Annotated in this window: 17 protein-coding genes; all 17 read right to left on the reverse strand. The window is 72.7% G+C overall.

Going from position 1 to position 18,226, the window contains the following annotated elements:
• Positions 1-3 precede the first annotated feature (3 nt).
• Entirely contained in the window at positions 4-1,092 is a 1,089-nt protein-coding gene (locus ACQEVC_RS33845) for an ABC transporter substrate-binding protein (RefSeq protein WP_432885924.1), read from the reverse strand.
• A 705-nt stretch (positions 1,093-1,797) separates the two neighbouring features.
• Positions 1,798-2,907: a zinc-binding dehydrogenase gene (locus tag ACQEVC_RS33850; RefSeq protein WP_432885928.1), complete on the reverse strand. Its 1,110-nt coding sequence runs from the start codon at positions 2,905-2,907 to the stop codon at positions 1,798-1,800.
• A 33-nt stretch (positions 2,908-2,940) separates the two neighbouring features.
• Positions 2,941-3,495: an aldehyde dehydrogenase family protein gene (locus ACQEVC_RS33855; protein WP_432885931.1), complete on the reverse strand. Its 555-nt coding sequence runs from the start codon at positions 3,493-3,495 to the stop codon at positions 2,941-2,943.
• A complete protein-coding gene (locus ACQEVC_RS33860) occupies positions 3,495-4,658 on the reverse strand; it encodes a hypothetical protein (RefSeq protein WP_432885933.1) in 1,164 nt (387 codons plus the stop codon). Before ACQEVC_RS33860 ends, ACQEVC_RS33855 begins: the two co-directional genes overlap by 1 nt.
• An 18-nt stretch (positions 4,659-4,676) precedes the next feature.
• Complete coding sequence (locus ACQEVC_RS33865; protein ID WP_432885935.1) at positions 4,677-4,916, reverse strand: hypothetical protein; 240 nt, start codon at positions 4,914-4,916, stop codon at positions 4,677-4,679.
• A gap of 2 nt (positions 4,917-4,918) precedes the next feature.
• On the reverse strand, positions 4,919-5,629 hold the full coding sequence (locus ACQEVC_RS33870; RefSeq protein ID WP_432885938.1) for an alpha/beta fold hydrolase: 711 nt from the start codon (positions 5,627-5,629) through the stop codon (positions 4,919-4,921).
• Between the two features lie 79 nt (positions 5,630-5,708).
• On the reverse strand, positions 5,709-6,932 hold the full coding sequence (gene fdhA / locus ACQEVC_RS33875) for a formaldehyde dehydrogenase, glutathione-independent (RefSeq protein WP_432885941.1): 1,224 nt from the start codon (positions 6,930-6,932) through the stop codon (positions 5,709-5,711).
• Between the two features lie 158 nt (positions 6,933-7,090).
• Positions 7,091-8,131, reverse strand: coding sequence for a Rieske 2Fe-2S domain-containing protein (locus ACQEVC_RS33880; protein WP_432885943.1), 1,041 nt, complete (start codon positions 8,129-8,131; stop codon positions 7,091-7,093).
• A gap of 84 nt (positions 8,132-8,215) precedes the next feature.
• Entirely contained in the window at positions 8,216-9,214 is a 999-nt protein-coding gene (locus tag ACQEVC_RS33885) for a PDR/VanB family oxidoreductase (protein ID WP_432891862.1), read from the reverse strand.
• A 305-nt stretch (positions 9,215-9,519) separates the two neighbouring features.
• Positions 9,520-10,194 (reverse strand): response regulator, encoded by a 675-nt coding sequence (locus ACQEVC_RS33890; protein WP_432885945.1) that lies wholly within the window; start codon positions 10,192-10,194, stop codon positions 9,520-9,522.
• Positions 10,181-12,046 (reverse strand): sensor histidine kinase, encoded by a 1,866-nt coding sequence (locus tag ACQEVC_RS33895; RefSeq protein ID WP_432885947.1) that lies wholly within the window; start codon positions 12,044-12,046, stop codon positions 10,181-10,183. The genes ACQEVC_RS33890 and ACQEVC_RS33895 overlap by 14 nt, the downstream gene beginning before the upstream one ends.
• 98 nt (positions 12,047-12,144) lie before the next feature.
• Positions 12,145-13,857, reverse strand: a complete 1,713-nt coding sequence (locus ACQEVC_RS33900; RefSeq protein WP_432885950.1) for a dihydroxy-acid dehydratase — start codon at positions 13,855-13,857, stop codon at positions 12,145-12,147.
• Positions 13,854-15,299, reverse strand: a complete 1,446-nt coding sequence (locus ACQEVC_RS33905) for an FAD-dependent oxidoreductase (protein ID WP_432885952.1) — start codon at positions 15,297-15,299, stop codon at positions 13,854-13,856. The genes ACQEVC_RS33900 and ACQEVC_RS33905 overlap by 4 nt, the downstream gene beginning before the upstream one ends.
• Positions 15,300-15,454: 155 nt before the next feature.
• The gene (locus ACQEVC_RS33910; protein WP_432885955.1) at positions 15,455-15,706 is read right to left on the reverse strand and encodes a hypothetical protein; all 252 of its coding nucleotides are present in this window, start codon (positions 15,704-15,706) and stop codon (positions 15,455-15,457) included.
• Positions 15,703-16,812 (reverse strand): hypothetical protein, encoded by a 1,110-nt coding sequence (locus ACQEVC_RS33915; protein WP_432885958.1) that lies wholly within the window; start codon positions 16,810-16,812, stop codon positions 15,703-15,705. Before ACQEVC_RS33915 ends, ACQEVC_RS33910 begins: the two co-directional genes overlap by 4 nt.
• 263 nt (positions 16,813-17,075) lie before the next feature.
• Positions 17,076-17,612, reverse strand: coding sequence for a UGSC family (seleno)protein (locus ACQEVC_RS33920; protein WP_432885960.1), 537 nt, complete (start codon positions 17,610-17,612; stop codon positions 17,076-17,078).
• A gap of 228 nt (positions 17,613-17,840) precedes the next feature.
• Positions 17,841-18,161, reverse strand: a complete 321-nt coding sequence (locus ACQEVC_RS33925; protein WP_432885963.1) for a muconolactone Delta-isomerase — start codon at positions 18,159-18,161, stop codon at positions 17,841-17,843.
• Positions 18,162-18,226: the final 65 nt, after the last annotated feature.

Here is an 18,226-nt window from a genome sequence, read left to right on the forward strand (position 1 = left end):
TGCTCAGGAGACGGTCGGGGCGTAGTCGGCGTTCAACCACTGCACCGGGTCCTTGCCGGCCGGAACGAGCCCGGACTTGACCATCTCGTCGTACGTCGAGCGCCAGGTCTGCGGGTTGGTTCGTACCACCTTGTCTGCGCCGTCCACCGTCCACGACTTCACGAAGAGCTTCAGCGCTTCCACCGCGACTCCCGGGTCCTTGAAGGACGGGACGTCGTGCTTGCTGCCGATCAGCCGCAGCGTTTCCGTGAACCCGTTCTTCTCGTCGTCGACCATGAACGTGATCGCGTCGGCGATCGCCTGGAGGAACTTGCGGACCTTGTCCTGGTTGCCTGCCTCCGCCAGTTGCGACTTCGAGGTCGCGTACGCCTGGCTGCCAGCCGCGATCACCGAACTGGGCGCGAACGCCACCGCGTCCGGTTGCTGTTGCAGCAGGGAGAGGGAGGTGTCCAGCGAGACGATGTAACCGTCGATCCGGCCCGACTTCACCAACTCGAACACACCCGGCGCCAGCCCCACCACCTGCCGCTTCACCGAATCCCTCGGAATCCCCGCCGAAGCCAGCACCAGATCCAGGGTCTTCTCGCTCGTCCCACCCGTCGACGGCAGACCCATCGTCACACCCCGGAAATCCTCCGGCTTCTCCAACGGCTTCCGCCGACTCGACATGAACCGCAGCAGACCCTGCTTCTCCACCCCACCCAGATTCACCAGCGGAGCATTCTTGTCCGAGATCGCGGTGATCGTCTCGATGTCACCGAGCTTCGTCAGCAGGGCCGAGCCGGCCAGTACGGTCTGGATCGCCGGCGGCGAACCCTGGGTCACCTGGAACTTGACGTTCAGTCCGTGCTTGGCGAAGTGACCGCCGGTGTCGGCGAGCAGTTCCGGCGCGTTGGAGATGCTCGCCAGCGGGATGACGCTGAGGAAGGTCAGCTCGGACGAGCCGCCGCCGGAGCCGCCGCCGGCGGCCGAGTCGTCGCCGCACGCCGCCAGCAGCGGCGCGCCGATTCCGAGCGCCACCGTGCCGAGAAAGGCGCGGCGGCTCTGTGGGAGTGCACCTTTTTCGACCTGAACCGCGCGGCGCTCACGCACCGCGTCCGACCCTGCGGTTCGTCCGACCGCGAGGGGAGGTTGAAAAGGGTTCAATCGCAGGAGCCCGCTGTTCCGGGGAGCCGAAGTGGCCATTCGCTGTCTCCTATGTGTCGGGTGCCCGCGAACGGGCAGCGAGCCGTCGGAGATCCGGGTGCGGGACCTGCGCCCCCGTGCGGGACGGGACGACGGCTGTGCTGATCTTCCGGGAGAACTACGGGCGTCGACGCGGCACGGACCACTGTCGACGGTCGGCTGGGCGTCCTCCGTGCGAGGGCGACCGGTGCCCAGGTGATGCGTGCAAGAGTCATTCCTGGTGTTGCCGCCGCCCCTGATCGTGTCGGCGCCCACCGGCGCTCCGCGACACCCCAGGTCGACCTGGATCCCCTGACGTTCGTCACACGTTACGTCCCGGTTAAAATATGAAACGGCGTGCAGCCGGTCGATACGCAAATGACGGGCCGGCACCGCCACTCCGGGTCGGTCCGGCTACGTCATTTGACCCGGCCGCCCCGCACCCGCCTCGGTGCACCTCGGCTCGCGGTCCGTCGTGGCCATCGGCCCGCCCCAACTCCGCGGCAACCGGAGCCGCGGGAGAGACGGGGCGAAGGCGCCGCGCCGTCCGGGTTGATCTCAGGCAGTGCTCAACCGCCGGCGGCTACCTACCGAGGAGTTGCCGGATGGCTCAACTCCCAGACCTCGTCGGGCTCAGTCCAGGTCGGCGACCTCCACCACGGCCCGGCCGACGATCTCGCCCCGGTCCAGGGCCGCGTACGCGGCCGCCGCGTCGGCCAGGCCGTACCGTCGGGTGATGACCTGGCCGGGCCGGATCACCCCCTGCGCCACCAGGTGCAACAGCGCCGGCATGTCGGTACGGGCCCGGGCGCCGTACGAGCCGAGCACCTGGAGCTTGCGCCGGACCAGCCGGGTGATGTCGATCCGCCCGGTCACCCCGGCCGGGGCGATCCCCACGATCACCGCCCGACCGCCGTCACCGAGCAGGTCCAGGGCCAGTTCGAAGGTCTCCGGCCGGCCGAGCACCTCGAACGCCACGTCGACACCCCGACCGCCGGTGATCTCGGCGATCCTGGCCCGGACGTCCTCCCGGGCGGCGTCCACCAGGTGCGTCGCGCCGAGTTCGGCCGCCGCGGCGAGCTTGTCCGGGCTCCGGTCCACCGCGATCACCGTGCCGGCGCCGCTGGCCCGGGCGAGCGGCACGATGTTGGAGCCGACCCCGCCGACGGCGACCACCGCCACGGTCTCGCCCAGCCGCAGCCGGGCCACGTTGTGCACCGCGCCGTAGGCGGTGAAGACGCTGCACCCGAGGACCGCCGCGTCCCGCAGCGGGAGGCCGTCCGGCACCCGGAACACGGCGGTGGCCGGCACGACGGCGTACTCGGCGAGGCCGGCCATCGAGTACATCCAGACCGGGGAGCCGTCCGGGCGGGCCAGCCGGGTACGCCCGTCGTAGAGCGTGCCGCGCAGCCGGTTGTACGCGAAGAACGGCTCACAGAGATCCTCGTGCCCGCGTACGCAGTGCCGGCACGCGCCACAGGGCATGATGAAGCTGCCGGCGACCCGGTCCCCGTCGGCGAAGCCGGTGACCCCGGCCCCGGTGCCCCGGACCAGCCCGGAGACCTCGTGTCCCAGCACGGCGGGGGTGGGAAAGGCCACCTCGCCCTTGATCACGTGCAGGTCTGTGTGGCAGACCCCGCAGGCGGCGACCTCGACCAGCACCTCCCCGGGCCCCGGTTCCGGACGGGCCAACTCCGCCAGGCGCAGTTCCCCCGACGCGCCGGTCAGTACCACAGCTTTCACGGGTCACCCCTTTCGTCTGGTACGCGCGCCGGCTCAGGTCGAGGTCGGGAAGCTCAGCGGTGCCGCCTCGACCGTCGCCGTGCCGTACGGCCAGCGTGTCGTCACCGCCTTGGCCCGGGGTGTAGAAGCCGATCCCCTCTGGACCGTGCACGTGCCGGTCCCCGAAGAGCGAGTCCTTCCAGCCGCCGAACGGGTGGTAGGCCATCGGCACGGGAATCGGCACGCGCCCTTGAGCGGTTCGCCGACGCCGCAGGCGTACTCGATCACCTCCAGCCCGCGCTGCACCTCACCGAGCGCGTCGGAGCGGACCTTGCCGTGCTCCTCGGTGATCGGCCGGGCGAGGTCGCCGGCGCGCCGATCCACCAGGTCCCGGAACCGGAACAGGATCCGGGTCCGGGCCGCGACCGACGAGTCGGCCCAGCTCGGCGCCGCGTCCGAGGCGGCCCGGACCGCCGCGCCCACCTCGGCCGGCCCGGCCAGCGGCACCTCGGCGCGCCGCTGTCCGGTGGCCGGGTTCCACACCGGCGCGGTCCGCTCGACCGGCGCGGCCGACCAGATGCCGCCGATCCAGTGCCGCAGCGGCGCCATCACCGGCTCCCGCCGGCCTGTGCCGGCGCGGCTCCGGTGGGCGCCGGCTTCTGGAGTTCCAGCGCCACCACCTGCCGGGCGGAGAGTGCGAGCAGTGGATGGGCGCCGACCGCGACCAGCTCGTCGAAGCCCTCGGCCAGCAGCGCCCGGCGCTCCGGATCGGTCAGCTCGGCCGCGCCGACGACGGCGGCCCGGTTCCGGACGAACTCGGACCGGAAGCCCGGGTTCACGATGATCTGGTGCAGCAGCCGGTTCAGGGTGAAGCTGCTCGGTTCGGGGAACCTGTACCAGCGGTAGTCGGTCTGGGTGAAGACGTGCCCGCCGTAGCGCGGCACGGTCGGCTCCGGCGGCGGGGCCGTGGCGGCGAGCGGCGGGAGGAGCTGCACCACGCCGTGCCCGTGGTGCGACAGCGCCTGGTAGGAGAGCATCGACGCGGGCAGCTCGCCGGTGACGCCGAGCATCACGAACCAGGTGAGCAACTCCCCCTCCCCCACCTCGTCGAGCTGCACCGGCGTCAGGTCCAGCAGCTCCTGCCAACGGCCGGCGCCGACCTCCTGCAACACCCACCTGTCGAAGGAGAGCTGCGGGTCGTGGTAGCGGGCGGTGCCGGGGAAGTGCGACATGCCACCGCTGGCGAGTACGGCGACCCGCTCCGGCCGGGACGCCAGCACGTCGGCGATCGCCCGGCCCAGCGCGTAGCAGCGGCGCGGGCTCGGCAACGGTGGCAGGTAGACGTTGACCAGCAGCGGCACCACCGGAATCGGCCGGTCCCCCAGGACGTACACGAGTGGGGTGAGGAAGGCGTGCCCGAGGGTGCCCTCCTGGGAGAAGGTCATGTCGAAGTCGCGGGCGACCAGCCCCTTGAGCAGGTCCACCGCGAGATCGGTGTGCACCGGTACCCTCCGGTGCGCCCGCCCGGCGTAGTCGGCCTCGGCGTGCTCGCCGACGAAGACGGTGAAGGTCGGCGCCGCGCCGAGCCAGAACGTCTCCAGGTGGTCGAGGCCGATCACCAGCAGGACGTCCGGCGACGTCTCGTCGAGTACCCGGCCCAGCCGGTGCAGCGCGTCGGTGCCCCGGTCGAGCTTCTCCAACTCCTCGTTCTGCGGCCGGCTGATCAGCTGCGGCGCGTGGACGGCGGCGGCCGCCGCGACGATCTCAGCCATGCCGGCTCCCCGATCTGCTCATGTCACGGTCCTTCCTGTCGGTCCGCCGGTGTGGTGGCCCTCCGGGTGCCCGTCCAGCCAGTCCCACATCGCGACCGGGTCCCGGTCCCGGTGCCGGGCGCCGCAGAAGCAGGTACCGGTGAGGTCGGTCGACCCCGGTGTCCAGGTGGCGGAGAATCCCTGCGCCAGCGGCCGGGCTCCGGTCGTCGGGTCCGGTCCGGCCGCTGCCGCCCGGTCCTCCCGGTGCGAGTCGGCCATCGTCAACCGCCCAGTCGCAGCAGTGCCTCGGCGAGCGCCTCGGGCGCGGTCACCATGGCCTCGTGCCCGGTCGACAGCTCCAGCACCGGCCAGCCACGCTCGCGGGCCCGCTCGGCGTACGGGGTGAAGACCCGCATCCAGTCGACGCACTCCACGTAGGCCCCGGGCACCTTGTCGACGGCGGCGCCGATCCGCAGCGGTTCGGTGTAGCTGCGCCACGGATGCGGGGTCAGTCGCGGGGTGAGCCAGGCAAGGTCGTCCGGTTCCGTGACGCCGAGCACCTGGAGCGAGCGCGGCGGGATCAGCCAGCCGTGCCCGGCACCGGCGACCGACTCCCGGTAGTGCCCGGCGATCCGCTCGGGCAGCAGCCCGATCCCGGACTCGCCGTCGGCCGGCAGGAAGGCGTCGAGGTAGATCCGCCGGGCCACCTTCGCCGGCCGCCGGTCGGCGACCCCGGTGACCACCAGCCCGGCGTAGCTGTGCCCGACCAGCACGACCTCGCCGTCGGTGTCGGTCTCGACGTCGATCGTCCGGACCACATCCTCCACGTGGGTCTCCAGCCCGACCAGCGGGTTGACCAGGTGTGCCCGGTCGCCCACCCCGGTCAGCGTCGGGGTCAGCACCTCGTGGCCGGCCGCCCGCAGCAGCGGGGCGACCCGCCGCCAGCACCAGCCGCCGTGCCAGGCGCCGTGCACCAGGACGAAGGTGCTCATGCCGGCCCCCCACCCTGCTCGCCGGCGTGCCGGTGGACACCGCCGGTCGCGGGGGCACCGGGCTGTCCGGTGCGCGCGATCACGCCGGGCTCCCGACCAGGCCGTGCGGGTCGATGACGTACTTGCGGGCCGCGCCGCCGTCGAACTCCGCGTAGCCCCGGGGCGCGTCGTCCAGCGAGATCACGGTGGCTCCGACGACGTCGGCGATCGAGACCCGGTCGTGCAGGATCGCCATCATCAGGCTCCGGTTGTAGCGCATCACCGGGCACTGGCCGGTGGTGAAGGAGAGCGACTTCGCCCATCCGGTGCCGAGGCCGAGGCTGAGCGAGCCGCGCCGGGCCGGCTCGTCGACCGCGCCGGGGTCCTCGGTGACGTACAGCCCGGGGATGCCGATGGCACCGCCGGCGGCGGTCAGCTCCATCAGGGAGTTCAGCACGGTGGCCGGGGCTTCCCGGGTCGCCCCGGCGCCGTGGCCGCGCGCCTCGAAGCCGACCGCGTCGACCGCGGCGTCCACCTCCGGTACGCCGAGAAGCTGCTCGACCTGGTCCACCGGATCGCCCAGCGAGACGTCCACCGCCTCGAAACCGGCCCTGCGGGCCCGGTCCAGCCGGTCCGGGATCAGGTCGCCGACGATCACCACGGCCGCGCCGAGCAGCCGGGCACCGGCCGCGGCGGCCAGCCCGACCGGACCGGCCCCGGCGACGTACACGGTGGACCCGGGCCGGACTCCGGCGGTGACCGCGCCGTGGAAGCCGGTCGGGAAGATGTCCGAGAGCATCGTCAGGTCGAGGATCTTCGCCATCGCCCGGTCGCGGTCGGGGAATCGGAGCAGGTTCCAGTCCGCGTACGGCACCATCACGTACTCGGCCTGGCCGCCGACCCAGCCGCCCATGTCGACGTAGCCGTACGCCGACCCGGGGCGGTCCGGGTTGACGTTCAGGCAGATGCCGGTCTTGCCCTCCTTGCAGTTGCGGCACCGGCCGCAGGCGATGTTGAACGGCACCGAGCAGAGGTCCCCGACCTTGACGAACTCGACGTCCCGGCCCACCTCGACGACCTCGCCGAGGATCTCGTGCCCGAGTACCAGGTTGCGGGGCGCACTGGTCCGGCCCCGCACCATGTGCTGGTCGCTGCCGCAGATGTTGGTGGTGACCACCTTGAGGATCACGCCGTGCTGGCACTGCCGGCCGACGTTGGCCGGATGCACGCCCGGCCCGTCCCGCAGTTCCAACGTCGGGTACGGGATCTCCTGCACCTCGACCCTGCCCGGCTCGACGTACGCCACCGCCCGGTTGCCTGCCATCGCTACCCTCTCCCGTCGTCTCGTCGTCCGCTCGTCGTCCCGCGCCGCCGGCCCTTCGTACCGTCCCGCGCCGCCGGCCCTTCGCACCGTTTCTCCCGGGTTCCCCGGCCGCGCGCCACCGTCGCCAGCGCGCGCCGCCCGTCCTTCCCGCCGGGCGGCTACCGGGCCGCCGGTACCCGCCCGGCCGCCTCCTCCTCTGCCGCCTCGGCGGCCAGCATCTTCTGCAGTACCCGCCGGCCCCGCAGCGCGGCCAGGTCGGAGCGGATGCTCGACTCGGCCACCCGGCGCCGCTCGGTGGCGTACATGACCTCCTGCACCTCCAGCGCCTGCACGTCCTCGGCCATCACCGAGAGCTGCTGCTCGTGCTGGAATCTGGTCAACTGCTCGTCGTCGATGGCATAGTCCCGGGCCAGCGCGTAGAAGTCGTGGCACTCGTGCTCGGTGGCCGGGGTCATGCCGTAGAGGACCTTCATGTGGAAGCCCTCCGGCTCCTCGGTGCCGGTGGCGGCCAGCCGGATGTTCAGCACGAAGATTCCCGGTGGGTGGAACTCGCCGTCCTGCCAGCGGTCGACCAGTCCGGTCAGCCCCATCGACTTCTCGTAGAAGGGCGGCGCCTGCACCCCGATCATGCGGCGCTGGAAATAGACCTTCGGCCCGGCGGTGGTGACCTCGATCGGGGTGGCGGCCACCGCCGCGTTGCCGATCGTCGTCGGGTGCAGGAAAGTCTCGTGCGACAGGTCGAGCAGGTTCTCCACCAGCAGCACGTGCCGGGCCTTCAGCGGCAGTACGCCCCTGACGTGTGTCCAGTTCGGATCGGTCAGCCAGGAGGTGTCCGGCAGCTCCGACTCGTCGGCCCGGTCCGGGTCGCCGGGCCAGATCCAGACGACGCCGTCCCGTTCGAGCAGCCGGAACCGCCGGGCGGCGGCCCGGGGCATGTCCTGCTGCTCGGCGACGCCGACGCAGGCGCCGGTGCCGTCGAACCGGTAGCCGTGGTAGTTGCACTCCAGCACGTCACCGTCGAGCCGGCCGAGGGAGAGCGGGAACTTCCGGTGCGGACAGCGGTCCTCGAGGGCGACCGGGGTGCCGTCGCTCAGCCGGTACAGGCAGACCGGGTTCCCGGCGATCCACCGCTGGGTCAACGTACGCCCGACCTCGCCGGACCAGGCGGCCAGGTACCAACCGTTCTGCACGTGTGGCATCAGATCTCCTTGACAGTCTCCGGGATGCCCCGGGCGGGACCCGGGTACTCCCACTTCGCCGACGGCGTCACAGTGGCCACGGGCTCAGAGGTCGAGGACGAGGCGGTCGCCACGGGCCCGGGAGACGCAGATCATCATGGTGTCGCCGGCTTCCCGCTCTTCCTCGGTCAGCAGCGAGTCCCGGTGCTCCGGCACGCCGTCGAGCACGGTCGTCTCGCAGGTCCCGCAGATCCCCTCCGTGCAGGAGGAGAGGACGTCGAGGCCGGCCCGGCGCACCGCGTCGAGGATGCTGCACCCGGCCGGCACCGGGACGGTCAGCCCGGACGCCCGGCAGACCACCTCGATGTCCCGGTCCGGCCCGTCGCCGGGCGGCTGCTCGACGGCGGTGAACCGTTCGACCCGCAGGGTTCCGGCCGGCAGCGGGCGGCAGCGGGCCTGCATCGCGTCGATCAGTCCGACCGGTCCGCAGCAGTAGACCAGGGTGCCCGGTGCGGCGTCGGCCAGCACCCCGGCCAGGTCGAGCGGGCCGGACCTGTCCTCGGGGCGGATCCGTACCCGGTCGCCGTACCGGGCGAGTTCGTCGAGGAAGGCCATGCCGGAGCGGCGTCGTCCGCCGTACCACAGCGTCCAGGGGCGGCCGGCGCGCTCCGCCGCGTGCACCATCGGCAGTACCGGGGTGATGCCGACGCCGCCGGCGACGAAGACGTACCGCTCCGCGTCGACCAGCGGGAAGTTGTTCCGGGGGCCGTGCAGGATGAGCGGGGTGCCCTCGACGGCGTGCTCGCACAGCCAGGCGGACCCGCCACGTCCGGCCGGCTCCCGCAGTACGCCCAGCCGCCAGCTCCGGTCGTCGGCCGGGTCGCCGCAGAGCGAGTACTGCCGGACCGCTCCGGTCGGCAGCAGGACATCGACGTGGGCACCGGGCGTCCACTGTGGAAGCGGCTGGGTCGCCGGTCGGGCCAGGGTCAGCTCGACGACGTCGTCGGCGGCCATCCGGCGGCCGACGACGGTGACGTCGATCGCCTCTGCCGGGCCCGGCACCCGGGAGGTGTCCGCCACCCGGGCGGGCGCTGCTGGTCCCACCGCCAACGAAGTCCCTCCCCGGCCGGCAGGGGAGCCTTCCTCCCCCGGCACAGAACGTTTCCGACCCGGGCGACGCGTCCGTACCCCGCACCCTCGCCGGGGCTACGGCGGACCGCTACGGGAGTCGAAAGAGTTCATGGCGAGACTAGGTCGGCCGAACGGCCACGGGCCTCACGCGAATGACGGCACCCGCCGGACACTCTGTAGCAGTCCGGCTACGTCATCCGTCGCGTTCGGGCGGCAGTCGGGCCCGCATTCGGGGCCGCGCCCGCGTCCGCGTGGCTGTCCGCGCCCGCTGTTCGGCGTCAGTCCGCACCGGGTGGCGGCACCAGCCCCTCCCGGATCGCGACCAGCGCGGCCTGGGTCCGGGACGAGAGGTTGAGCTTGCTCAGCACGTGGCTGACATGGGTACGCGCGGTCCGTTCGCTGATCACCAGCTGCTCGGCGATCTGCTGGTTCGACCGCCCCTGCGCGACCAATGCGAGGATGTCCCGCTCCCGTGGGGTGAGCGCGGAGAGCCCGACGTCCCGGGAGACCATCTGCCGGGTCAGTCGACGGGTCACCGCCGCGTCGAGGTGCACCTCGCCCCGGGCGGCCGCGAAGATGGCCTGCATGACCTCCTCCGGCTCGGCGTCCTTGAGCAGGTAGCCGGCGGCGCCGGCCTGCAACGCCGTCTGCACCCGCTCCACCTCACCGAAGCTGGTCAGCACCACCACCCGCACCTCGGGGTGACGGCGGGCGATCTCCCGGGTCGCGGCGATCCCGTCCATCCGGGGCATGACCAGGTCCATCAGTACCACCTCGGGCGCCCGCTGCTCGATGGTCAACCGGGCGATGCGGTCGAGCGCCTCCTGCCCGTCGCCGGCCTCGGCGATCACGTCGATCCCGTCCACCACCTCGAGGTAGGCGCGCAGGCCACGGCGTACCACCGCGTGGTCGTCCACCACCAGTACGCCGATCCGGGCATCACGGTCGGTCAAGCCGGCTCCTCTGCTCGCGGTCGCCGGCACCGGGTTCGGCGCCGGCCAGCAGTCGGGGGAAGGCGGCCCGGACCCGGAACCCACCGCTGGGCAGCCGGCCCGCCTGAAGCGACCCGCCCCACCGCTGGGCGCGTTCCTTCATCGACACCAGACCCAGCCCCAGGGTGTGGTTGCCGCGCCGGCCGTCGCCGCACCCGTCGTCGCGTACGTCGAGTTCGAGTCCCTCGCCGGTCGGGCCGGTGACCCGCAGCCGAACCCAGGCGGTCTCCGCCCGGGCATGCTTCACCACGTTGTTCAGCGCCTCCTGGACGATCCGGTACAGGTCCTCCTGCGCCTCGGTCGGCACACCCTCCAGCGACTCCGGCAGCGCGATCCTGATCCGCATCCCGGTGCGTGCCTCGGTGGAGCGCACGTGCATCCGGAGCACCTCCAGCAGGCCGGCGTCGACCAGCTCGGCCGGGCGCAGCTCGAAGATCAGGTCGCGGAGGTCGGCCAGCGCCGTCCGGGAGAGGGTGATCAGCTCGTCGGCGATCGGGCCGAGGTCGCCGGCGAACTCGGGTGCCCGCTGGTTGATCCTGGCCCGCAGCGCGGTGGACTGCATCCGCATCGAGAAGACCCGCTGCACCACCGAGTCGTGCAGGTCCCGGGCGAGGCGCTGGCGTTCCTCCCGGCGTACCTCGTCGCGGGAGGCGGCGAGCAGCCCGGCGTAGTCGACCGCCATCGCGGCTTGGTCGGCGATGGCGGCCAGGAACTCCAGTTCGGCCGGGCCGGGGTCCTCGCCGGGGGTGAAGAAGGCGTTCAGCACTCCGACACAGGAGTCCCGGGCCGACAGCGGCATGCTGACGAAGCTGTCCCAGTCGACGGCCCCCATGATCTCGTGCAGTGGTTCCCAGGCGGGATCCGACATGATGTCCGGCTTGCGGTGCAGTACGACGACCGGCTCGCACCGCACGGCGGCCTCGAGCATCTTGAGTTCGGCGCCCCGGCGACGGCACTCGGCGAGCTTCTCGCTGAAGCCCGCGATGTCGAAGAACCCGGCCTCGCCCATCATCCGCAGTTCGCGCTCCTCGCCGTGCAGGGTGAGGATCTGCACCGCGGCCAGCCCGGTGGACTCGAAGACCGCCCCGGCCAGCGCGTCGAGGGTGGCGCTGAGCTGGCCCGCGTCCGCGACGCTCGACGCGGCCCGGGCGACGGCGGCGAGCCTGCGCTGCTGGCGGCGGGTCTCGGTCAGGTCGGTGATCGAGACGACCACCCGCCGGGCGCCGTCCACCTGCACCCAGGCGGCCCGGTACCGCACCACGCGCCGGACCCCCGCGCCGTCCAGGCTGACCCAGGCGTCGTGCGGACCGGGCTCCCGCCCGGCGAGCACGTCCACGAGCCCCCGACCGGGACGGTCGGCGAACCCTTGACCGGCACGGTCGACAAGCCCCTGACCGGCACGGTCGACAAGCCCCTGACCGGCACGGTCGACAAGCCCCTGACCGGCACGGTCGACAAGCCCCTGACCGGCACGGTCGACAAGCCCCTGACCGGCACGGTCGACAAGCCCCTGACCGGGATCCACGAGCGCCTGGGCGGGGAGGTCGCTGTCGTCTTTGTACTCCGTCGGTGCCGGGCGGCCCGGCGGGGCGTCGTCGAGGGGGGCCAGCTCCCACGGCCAGGGCCGGCCGAGCAGCGCCGACGCCGGCTCACCGAACAGGCTGGCGGCGCCGGGACTGAGCCAGACCACCCGGTGCCGGTCGTCCAGCAGTGCCAGCCCGCCGGCCGCGACCCGTCCGACGGCCTGGAGCAGCGCGAGTTCGGGGCCCGGGGCGGCGGGCCCGGTCCGGGCTCGCGGAAACGCCGTCGTCATGGTCCGTCCTGCCCCGCCGGCCGACGATTGCCGTGCTGACCAGCGATAACGTGGTTCGACCAGGATATGGCGAGCGTCAAGTGCCCACCGCCGCCGGCTCAGGGCCCGCCGCCGCTGCCGGCGGTCGGTTGCGGTAGCCGGCCGCCGAGGGTGGCGCCCTCGGTCAGCGGACCGACCTCCCGGGCGTACACGTCGAGCCAGCCGCAGCCGACGGCCGGGACAGGCAGCGGGAGGCGGTCCCGGCGCGCGGCCAGGATCTCCTCGTCCACCAGCAGCTCGACGCGGCGTTCCCGGACGTCGACCAGGATCTCGTCGCCCTTCTCGACCAGCCCCAACGGGCCACCGGTCGCCGCCTCCGGCGCCACCTCGCCGACCACCAGCCCCTTGTTGACCAGGCCGGATAGCTGTCCGTCGGTGATCACCGCGACGTGTTCGCCCAGGCCCGCGCCGTCCAGCGCGAAGACGAAGGCGGAGGTCAGTCCCATTCCGGGCGAGCCGCGCAGACCGAGCCCGCGCAGCACCAGCACCTCGCCCCGGCGTACCTCGCCGCGCCGGATCGCGGCCAGCCCCTCCTCCCGGGAGGTGAAGACCCGGGCCGGTCCGCGGAACCGCAGCGGGGCGTCGTCGGCGACCGTACGCTTGATGATCGCTCCGTCCGGCGCCAGCGAACCGCGGACCACGACGATCGCCGGATGTCGGGCCAGCGGGTCGTCCAGCGGCCGGATCACCTCGGGGTCGGCCACCCGCACGTCCGACAGCAGCTCGCCGAGCCGGGGGCCGGTGACGGTGGGCGCGTCCAGCCGGAGCAGCGGCGCGAGCTGCTTGAGCAGTGCCGGGGTGGCGCCCGCGTCCTCGAACTCGTCGACGTGCCGGTCGCCGTTCGGCTTGACCCCGGTCAACAGCGGTACGTCGGCGGCCAACTCCTCGAAGAGGCGCCAGATGTCGACGTCGCAGCCGGCCTCCACCGCCACCGCCTGGAGGTGCTTGAGACAGTTGACCGATCCGCTGACCGCCAGGATCGCGGTCACCGCGTTGCGGAACGCGTCCGGGGTGAGAATCTGCCTCGGCCGGACGTCCTCGTCGACCAGTTCGACGATCCGGGTACCGGCCCGGTGCACCGCCCGCCACATCCGGTCGCCGTTGGCCCGCACCGGGGTGCTGCCGGCCATCGCCATCCCGAGCGCCTCGCAGGCGATGTGCATCGAGTTGGCGGTACCCATCCCGGCGCAGACCCCGGGGCCGCCGATCGCGCACTCGCTCATCTCGCCGAGTTCCGCCACGGTGAGCCGCCCGCTGGCGACGTGCCCGGCCCGCAGGAAGATGTCCTCGAAGTCGACGTGTTCGCCCCGGTACCGGCCGGTCGCCTGGTAGCCGCAGGCCACCACGATGGTCGGCAGGTCGAGCCGGGCGGCGGCCATCAGGTGTGCGGGCGCGGTCTTGTCGCAGGAGGCGAGGCAGACCATGCCGTCGAGCTGGGCTCCCTCGACCGCCACCTCGATGTCGTGCACCACCAGGTCGCGGCTGGGCAGGATGTACTGTCCGGCCCGGCCCGCGCTGGTGATCGCGTCGCTCGGTGCGGCGGTGCGTACCTCGAACGGCACGCCGCCGGCCGACCTGATCGCCGCCTTGAGCGGCGCGACGATGCCGTCCAGGTGGCTGAAGCAACTGGCCAGCCCGGACGAGCTGTTCACGATCGCGACCTTCGGCTTGACCTCGTCCTCGGCGCTCAGCCCCATGGCCCGCCACTGGGCCCGGCGCATCGCCCACCGGGTGGTGCCCGGCTCGAAGTTGCTGCGCAGCGGCCGGGTCATCGCGGTGCCCCGGCGGCGGTGCGGGGACCCTCCGGGCCGCCGCCGCCGTCGGCGGATGCGGATGGGGCGGATGCGGCGACCGGGTCCGGCGGCAGGTCGGTGCCGAGATAGGCGCCGTCGTCGGCCAGCCGCTTCTGCAGGGTCGCCACGTCGACGTCGCGCAGCGGCACCCCGGCCGAGAGGGCGAGGTCGGCGGCGGTGCCGGCGGCCTGGCCCATCGCGAAGCACGGCCCGGTGACCCGGGCCGAGGACTGGCCGCGCTGGGTCATCGAGGCGCACCGGCCGGCCACGAAGAGGTTCTGCACCACCTGCGGCAGCATCATCCGGTACGGGAGCTGGTTAAACCCGCGTGAGGCCAGGTCGGCGCGGGGGAACCGGAACTCGACGTCCCCGGCGACGTGTGCCTCCACCGGCCAGCCGTTCACCCCGATGGTGTCCGGGAAGTCGACGCAGTCCAGGATGTCGTCCTCGGTGAGCTGGTACGGCCCGACGATCCGCCGGGTCTCCCGAATGCCGATCTGGGGCGAGAGGTCGACGACGTACGCGTCCTCGAAGCCGGGGGTGTGCTCCCGGATGAAGGCGAAGGCGTCGCGTACCTGCCGACGGCCCTGGATCTCGCCGTGGGTCAGCCCGTCGACGTCGGTGCCGTCCACCGCGCTGCCGTCCGGGTTGCTCAACTGGGTCAGGTTGGCCCGCCACTCCAGCGGATTGCGCTGCGGCCGGACGATCGGCTTCTTGCGGGGGAAGGTGTGCGTGCCGGCCCGTTCCGCCTCGTCCATCAGCCGGGCGACGGTCGTCCACGCCTCGCCGGCCCGGCCCGCGTCCACCCCGTTGATCCGGAACATCAGCGACGGATAGAGCAGGTTCGGCGAGACCTCGTACGGTGCTCCGGACCAGGCGGCCAGGTCGCCGTCGCCGGAGGCGTCGACGAAGACCCGGCCCCGGATGGCGCTGCGGCCGGACTTCGACTCGACGATCACCGCGTCGATCTCGGTCGGGCCGGCCATCGACACCCCGACCGCCATGGCGTGGAAGAGCAGCCTGCCGCCGCCGGCCAGCACGAGGTCGTCGGCGGCCATCTTGTACGCCGAGATGTCGAACGCCTGCGCCATGATCCGGTCGGCGACGGACAGGTGCGGGGCGTTGAGCCCGTCCATCCGCTCCAGCCGGTCCAGCAGTTCGTCGGCGAGTCCCCGGATCACCCGGCGGTGCTCGCCGTGCACCCGGGCGTGCAGCCCGCAGAAGGTGCTCAGCCCACCCATCGTGCCGGCTCCGCCGAGGAAGCCGTACCGCTCCACCAGGATCGTCGAACGGCCGGTCCGGGCCGCCGCGGCGGCGGCCATCAGCCCGGCCGGGCCCCCGCCGACCACCACCACGTCGTACTCGCCGCGTACCGGGGTGGCGCGTTCCGGTTCGCGGATCTGGGACTCTCGGGATGCCATGGATCGCCTTTCACGCGGGTGGTACTGGCCGGGGCTCTCACCCCGTGGTGGCCACGCCGGTCGGGTGGCGGGGGTGGGCGCCCACCGCCACGGTGCGGACCGCCGCCGAGTTCGTCGCGGTCGCCGCCGAGTTCGTCGCGGTCGCCGCCGAGCCTTCAGTGCTCGGCGGGGAGTTCCACCCGGCCGACCCGGTAGCCGGTGCCCTCCAGCGCGCTGCCCAGGATGGCCTCCATGACCGGGGCCGGGACCAGGCACTCGGCGCAGGCGTTCTCGGTGGCGGCGACCCGGAAGGTCACCGCGCCGTCCGGGCCCAGTTCCCAGGCTGCGGCGTAGCCGTCCCGGGCCAGTACGGTCACGATGTCGGCGAACGCGGCGTCCAGGGCCGGATCCTTCTGCTCAGTGCTCATCGCGCATCCTTCACTCGGGCGGTGGCCGGGCGACCACCGCGGGGTCCGAACGTCTCGGCCACCGCCGAGACGCCCGCGTTGGAGGCACCGGCGACGACGACCAGCACCGCGTCCGGGGAGTTGAGCACCCGGACCTGGTCCGTCTCGCCGTCCAGTACCGCGTCCGGGTGGTCCCGGGGAATCCGCCAGCGGGTGTTCCGGGAGACCGCGCCCTTGCCGACCGCGTCCAGCGAAGCCCTGCTGTGCACCGCCCTGTCGAACAGCGCCCGGCGTACGTCCGCTTTGGACAGCCCGGCTCGGGCCAGCAGGTGCGCGTGCTCCGGCCCCAGTACGACGCAGGCGCTGATCGTCTCGTGCACCAGGGCGCCGGTCCGGGCGACCGTGTTGGCGAGGTCGCCCAGCAACTGGTCCGCCTCGATGGTGTGCCGGGCCTCGATGTGCACGATCGAGCGGACCATCATCGCGGTCACCGTGCTCTCTCCCGGCGGGAAGCCGAGTTCGGCGTGCAGCGCAGGCCAGGGACTCTCCTCCTCGTTCTCGGCGATGCAGCAGGTGTACTTCGCCGGGGTCCCCTGGGTGGCCTGGTCGAGGACGTGCGGGCGGAGCCCGAACGCGTTGATCGCAGTCAGCCGGATCGCCCGGCCGATCGTCGCGTTCGCCCGGAAGCCGGAGCCGAAGATGTTGCCCCGGCTGTTGATGCCGAGCCGCTCCCGGGCCGGTCCGTTCACGACCAGCATGGTGCCGTTGCCGGTGGTGCTCTGCCAGATGCCCTTGCCGGCGTACCCCTCCTCGGTCAGCGCCGCCCAGGCGGCCAGCACCACCGGGAAGTACTCCGGACGGCAGCCGGCCATCGCGGCGTTGACCGCGGCGAGCCGTACCGAGCAGGTCCGGTTGAGGTGCGGCATCGCGAAGACGGTCTCGTCCGGGTCGGCGTCGACCTGGGCGAGGAACTCGGCGAGCAGGCTCTCCGAGCAGGGCACCACCGGCAGCCCGTCGGTCCAGCCCTGGTCGTAGTAGTGCTCGATAACCTGCCGCGCCGAGACCGGGTCGAACGCGGTCGACACCGCTGCCGGATCCGGGGCCACCGGGGCGGTCGGGGTCGACACGTCCGCCGCCGGACCCGGGATCGCCCCCGGGACGGCCGGGATCGCCGCCGGAACAGCCGGAGTCGCCCCCGGGACAGCCGGAGTCGCCCCCGGGACAGCCGGGATCGCCCCCGGAACAGCCGGGATCGCCCCCGGAACAGCCGGAGTCGCCCCCGGAACAGCCGGGATCGACGCCGGGACAGCCGGGATCGACGCCGTTTCCGGGGCCGGCGGCGCGGAGCCGTCCGGGCCGCCGCCGGCCCCGGGACGGGCAGCGGCGGTGGTCACTGCTCCACTCCCAGGATCCGCAGCAGCCGGGGCAACATCTCTCGCACCCTCTCCTGTACCTCGGGCAGCGTCAGGCTCGCCACCGGATGCGGAACGGTCACGTACTCGAACCCGGGGAACCCGAGCGCCTTGGCCATCGCGTCGGCGGGCACCCGGAAGGCGTCGGTGCAGACGCTCACCGTCGGGATCCCGGCGCGTTCGAGCAGAACTCCGTCGGCCAGACTGGCCGCGCTGCAGGAGCCTCAATCGCCGACCGCCGCGACGGCGAAATCGCACTCCTGCACGATCCGCTCGATCTGGGTCTGCTCGACCGGCGTACCGAAATAGGGCTTGGTGTAGAGAACCACCTCGCGTACGCCGTATCCGCGCTTGAGTTGTTCGCCGACTTCCTGTAACAGGACCGCCGCATTCGGCTTGGTATTGTTCAACAGGCCGAGAGTGCGGCCGCGTAATGTGCCCGGCCGGGGGGCCAGAGTGGTGTTCGAGGTGAGATCGCCGTTACCGGTCGGGTCGATCAGTGGTTCGAATGCCATCGTGGTGACGATCCTCCCGGATTCCGTGATGCCGCCAGCCGCCCTGTCCCGTCGGGTAGAGGAACCTGTCAGGTAGAAAATAGGGAAGCCGGCGGGGGCGGGTCGATACGCAAATGACGGGCCGGCCTGGCCGGTCGGGACGGGTCCGGCTACGTCATTTGACGCATCCGGCCGCCCCGACCCGACCCGAGGACCCGAATTGCCGGGTACGCCCCGGTGGACCGGCGGCTATCCGGCCGTACCGGGGACGGCGGCCGGCCCGGGCGGGACCTTGCGTTCCTGCGGGTGCACCGCCAGCGGCTGGATCTCGATCTCCAGCCACGGGAACATCGGCAGCGACGACAGCGCGTCGTGCAGCACCGTGGCGTCCTCGGCCTCGTACAGCCCGATCGCGTGCTGGGTGCCTGGCACCCGCCAGAGCCGGCGCAGGATGCCCGCGTCCCGCAGTTGCTGCGCGACCTCGCGCTCGCGTGGGCGCAGTTCCTCGCGGAGCCGGCGGGACTCCTCGTCGGCCGGCATCCGGTTGAGCTGCCGTACCAGAAACTCCATTCGGCGGTGGCCTCCTCGGTGCGGCTCGCCGCCCGGCGGTCGCGGGAGTCCGCGGCCGGCCGGGC

This window comes from Plantactinospora sp. CA-294935 (genome assembly GCF_050936445.1).
Taxonomy (GTDB): Bacteria; Actinomycetota; Actinomycetes; order Mycobacteriales; family Micromonosporaceae; genus Plantactinospora.